The 5,010-nt window shown below is 45.1% G+C and carries 2 tRNA genes and 3 rRNA genes; all 5 read left to right on the forward strand.

Features of this window, described 5'->3' with window-relative positions:
* The first annotated feature begins 117 nt into the window (after nt 1–117).
* Nucleotides 118–1,647, forward strand: a 16S ribosomal RNA gene (locus OC683_RS01940).
* A 79-nt stretch (nt 1,648–1,726) separates the two neighbouring features.
* Nucleotides 1,727–1,803, forward strand: a tRNA-Ile gene (locus OC683_RS01945).
* A 68-nt stretch (nt 1,804–1,871) separates the two neighbouring features.
* A 23S ribosomal RNA gene (locus tag OC683_RS01950) occupies nt 1,872–4,751 on the forward strand.
* A 43-nt stretch (nt 4,752–4,794) separates the two neighbouring features.
* Nucleotides 4,795–4,908 (forward strand): 5S ribosomal RNA (gene rrf / locus OC683_RS01955).
* Together the 16S, 23S and 5S rRNA genes with 2 tRNA genes alongside form the textbook arrangement of a ribosomal RNA operon.
* 12 nt (nt 4,909–4,920) lie before the next feature.
* Nucleotides 4,921–4,996 (forward strand) — tRNA-Val (locus OC683_RS01960).
* Nucleotides 4,997–5,010 lie beyond the last annotated feature (14 nt).

A 5,010-nucleotide genomic window follows, 5' to 3' on the forward strand; every position in this document is an offset into this window, starting at 1 on the left:
TACTTCTTTGAAAACTGAAGATGATATTTTATTTATTTATTATGATATTTTTATCATAAAAAATTATTAAATATTAACTATATTCTAATAAATAATTTTTATTTATTGGAAGGATTTATTACGAAGAGTTTGATCCTGGCTCAGGATTAACGCTGGCGGCGTGCCTAATACATGCAAGTCGAACGGAAACCTTCGGGTTTTAGTGGCGAACGGGTGAGTAACACGTAAGTAACCTACCCTAAAGACGAGGATAACCATTGGAAACAGTGGCTAAGACTGGATAGGAAGAAATAAGGCATCTTATTTCTTTTAAAAGACCTAGAAATAGGTATACTTTAGGAGGGGCTTGCGCCATATTAGTTAGTTGGTAGGGTAATGGCCTACCAAGACGATGATGTGTAGCTGGACTGAGAGGTTGAACAGCCACATTGGGACTGAGACACGGCCCAAACTCCTACGGGAGGCAGCAGTAGGGAATTTTCGGCAATGGAGGAAACTCTGACCGAGCGACGCCGCGTGAACGACGAAGTACTTTGGTATGTAAAGTTCTTTTATCAAGGAAGAAAAGCAAGTGGTGAACCATTTGTTTGCCGGTACTTGATGAATAAGCCCCGGCTAATTATGTGCCAGCAGCCGCGGTAAGACATAAGGGGCAAGTGTTATCCGGAATTATTGGGCGTAAAGGGTGCGTAGGCGGTCTAGTAAGTCAGTGGTGTAATGGCAACGCTCAACGTTGTCCGGCTATTGAAACTGCTAAACTTGAGTTAGATAGAGGCGAGTGGAATTCCATGTGTAGCGGTAAAATGCGTAAATATATGGAGGAACACCAGAGGCGTAGGCGGCTCGCTGGGTCTTAACTGACGCTGAGGCACGAAAGCGTGGGGAGCAAACAGGATTAGATACCCTGGTAGTCCACGCCGTAAACGATGAGTACTAAGTGTCGGGTTAAACCGGTACTGAAGTTAACACATTAAGTACTCCGCCTGAGTAGTACGTACGCAAGTATGAAACTTAAAGGAATTGACGGGACTCCGCACAAGCGGTGGATCATGTTGTTTAATTCGAAGATACCCGAAAAACCTTACCAGGTCTTGACATGTTTTTGCGAAACGGTAGTAATATCGTGGAGGTTATCAGAAACACAGGTGGTGCATGGTTGTCGTCAGCTCGTGTCGTGAGATGTTAGGTTAAGTCCTAAAACGAGCGAAACCCTTATCGTTAGTTGCCAGCACGTTATGGTGGGGACTTTAACGAGACTGCCAGTGATAAACTGGAGGAAGGTGAGGATCACGTCAAATCAGCATGCCCCTTATGACCTGGGCTACAAACGTGATACAATGGCTGTTACAAAGGGTAGCTGAAACGTAAGTTCTTGGCCAATCCCCAAAAACAGTCTCAGTCCGGATTGAAGTCTGCAACTCGACTTCATGAAGTTGGAATCGCTAGTAATCGCGAATCAGCATGTCGCGGTGAATACGTTCTCGGGGTTTGTACACACCGCCCGTCAAACCACGAAAGTTGGCAATACCCCAAAATGGTAGCCTAACTCGTTTATTCGAGAGGGCGCTGTCTAAGGTAGGGTCGATGATTGGGGTTAAGTCGTAACAAGGTATCCCTACCGGAAGGTGGGGATGGATCACCTCCTTTCTAAGGAAACCAATAAAATCAATCATCTTCAGTTTTGAAAGACTTAGGATAACTAAGTTTTTCTTCGTGACTTCACGAAGGGCCTATAGCTCAGTTGGTTAGAGCACACGCCTGATAAGCGTGAGGTCGGTGGTTCAAGTCCATTTAGGCCCACCAGAGTTATAGGTTTCGTAAGAACACAAATTCTTTGAAAATTAGGTAAATAATAGTTATTTTTCCGGAACATTAAAGGAAATAAGAGCGCACAGTGGATGCCTAGGCACCAAGAGCTGATGAAGGACGCAATTAACGGCGATACGCTACGGGGAGCTGTAAATAAGTGTAGATCCGTGGATTTCCGAATGGGGCAACCTACTATAAGTAGTTATAGTATCAATTTATTAGGTAACTAATCGATTGAAAGGAACGCAGTGAACTGAAATATCTAAGTAACTGTAGGAAAAGAAAGTAATAACGATTCCGGTAGTAGTGACGAGCGAACCCGGAACAGCCGGATACCAATGTCTAGTTATCAAATTTTAATTAACTCGAAATAGTTGGAAAACTATATCCTAGAAGGTGAAAATCCTGTAGAGGTAGATTAAAATCTAGGGTATCCTGAAGTACGGCGAGACACGAGAAATCTTGTTGGAAGATAGGAGGACCATCTCCTAAGGCTAAATACTCCTTGGTGACCGATAGTGAACTAGTACCGTGAGGGAAAGGTGAAAAGAACCCCGGAAGGGGAGTGAAATAGATCCTGAAACTGTGTGCTTACAAGTAGTCAAAGCTCGTTTAAGAGTGATGGCGTGCCTTTTGCAGAATGAACCGGCGAGTTATGATATAGAGCAAGGTTAAGTTTGAAGGAACGTAGCCGGAGCGAAAGCGAGTCTGAATAGGGCGTTTAGTTGTATGTCATAGACCCGAAACTGAAGTGAGCTAGCCATGAACAGGCTGAAGTGACGTGACCACGTCATGGAGGGCCGAACCAGGACACGTTGAAAAGTGTTTGGATGATTTGTGGCTAGAGGTGAAATTCCAATCGAACTCAGAGATAGCTGGTTCTCCCCGAAATAGCTTTAGGGCTAGCGTTGGGTATTTAATAGTTCTTGAAGGTAGAGCACTAAATGAGTGCGGGCTCCACCTCGGGGTACCAATCTCAATTAAACTCCGAATGTCAAGAACCGTATCCCAGCAGTCAGACGATGGGTGATAAGGTCCATGGTCAAAAGGGAAAGAGCCCAGACCGTCAGCTAAGGTCCCTAAATTAATGTTAAGTGGTTAAGGAAGTAAAAACGTTAAAACAATTAGGAAGTTGGCTTAGAAGCAGCCATCTTTTAAAGAGTGCGTAATAGCTCACTAATCTAATATTTTTGCACCGAAAATGTAACGGGGCTAAACATTATACCGAAGCTACGGATATGTTTCGGCTAGGAATAGTTAAGAAACATGTGGTAGGGGAAGCGTTCTAACATCGTAGAAGCTATAGCGGAAGCAGTAGTGGAGAGGTTAGAAGTGAGAATGCCGGTGTAAGTAACGAAAAGATAGATGAGAATTCTATCCGTCGAAAACCCAAGGTTTCCAGGGGCAGGGTCGTCCGCCCTGGGTTAGTCAGGAACTAAGGCGAGGCAGAAATGCGTAGTCGATGACCAGCAGGCTAAAATTCCTGCACTAAAAAAATCACTGATGGAGGGACAAAAGAGGACAAGCACGCCCTTTATTGGATTAGGGTCGAAAAATCGAGTTTGAGAAGATAGGCAAATCCGTCTTCTTACTTGCCAAAAAATAAGATTTGAGGGTAACGTGACTGCGTTCATATTTTCTAGAAAAGCTTCTAAGGTTAATGATTTTTTTACCTGTACCGTAAACCGACACAGGTGGGAAGGTAGAGTATACTAAGACGCGCGAGAAAACTCTTGTTAAGGAACTCGGCAAAATGACTCCGTAACTTCGGGATAAGGAGAGCTTTTATAATAAAAAGTAAAAGCCGCAGAGAATAGGCCCAAGCGACTGTTTATCAAAAACACAGGTCTCTGCTAAACCGTAAGGTGATGTATAGGGGCTGATGCCTGCCCGGTGCTGGAAGATTAAAAGGAGATGTTCGGGCTTGCCCAAAGCATTGAATTGAAGTCCCAGTGAACGGCGGCCGTAACTATAACGGTCCTAAGGTAGCGAAATTCCTTGTCGGGTAAATTCCGACCTGCACGAAAGGCATAACGATTTGGGCGCTGTCTCAACAAGAGTCTCGGTGAAATCAAATTACCGGTGAAAATGCCGGTTACCCGCGACAGGACGAAAAGACCCCATGGAGCTTTACTGTAGCTTAATATTGAAATTGGAAATCTTATGTACAGGATAGGTGGGAGACAGAGAACTTTAGACGCTAGTTTAAAGGGAGTCACCAGTGGGATACCACTCTTAAGATTTTTAGTTTCTAACCTGCATAAGTGGATTATGAGGGACAGTGTTTGGTGGGCAGTTTGACTGGGGCGGTCGCCTCCTAAAAAGTAACGGAGGCGTTCAAAGGTTCCCTCAAAATGGTCAGAAATCATTTTTAGAGCGTAAAGGTATAAGGGAGCTTGACTGCGAGACCTACAAGTCGAGCAGGGACGAAAGTCGGACTTAGTGATCTTGCGGTACCGAATGGAAGGGCCGTGACTCAACGGATAAAAGCTACCCTGGGGATAACAGCCTTATCGCCCCCGAGCGTTCACAGCGACGGGGCGGTTTGGGACCTCGATGTCGGCTCATCGCATCCTGGAGCTGGAGCAGGTTCCAAGGGTTGGGCTGTTCGCCCATTAAAGCGGTACGCGAGCTGGGTTCAGAACGTCGTGAGACAGTTCGGTCTCTATCCGTCGTGGGCGTTGGAAATTTGCGAGGAACTGTCCCTAGTATGAGAAGACCGGGATGGATATACCGCTGGTGCACCAGTTGGTTCGCCAGAGCCATAGCTGGGTAGCTAAGTATAGTCGGGATAAACACTGAAAGCATCTAAGTGTGAAGCCTCCCTCAAGATGAGATTTCCCTAAGAGATCCCTGAAAGACGATCAGGTTGATAGGCTAGAAGTGGAAGAGTAGTGATATTTGGAGCTGACTAGTACTAATAGATCCAACGACTTTGATGATAGCTGGAAAAAATAACTAGAATTTGCCTAGTTTTGAGAGATTCCGGGTGATTTAACACAGGGGTTCCACCTGTTCCCATCCCGAACACAGCAGTTAAGACCTGTGGTCCCCACAATAGTAATTTATTTGAATTGCCAAGATAGGGGTTTGCCCGGAATTATTTGTAGTAGAGAATTAGCTCAGCTGGGAGAGCATCTGCCTTACAAGCAGGAGGTCGGGGGTTCGATCCCCTCATTCTCTACCAAACCAAAAAAGCTT

It is taken from the genome of Candidatus Phytoplasma crotalariae (assembly GCF_030586865.1).
In the GTDB taxonomy this organism is placed as follows: domain Bacteria; phylum Bacillota_I; class Bacilli_A; order Acholeplasmatales; family Acholeplasmataceae; genus Phytoplasma; species Phytoplasma citri.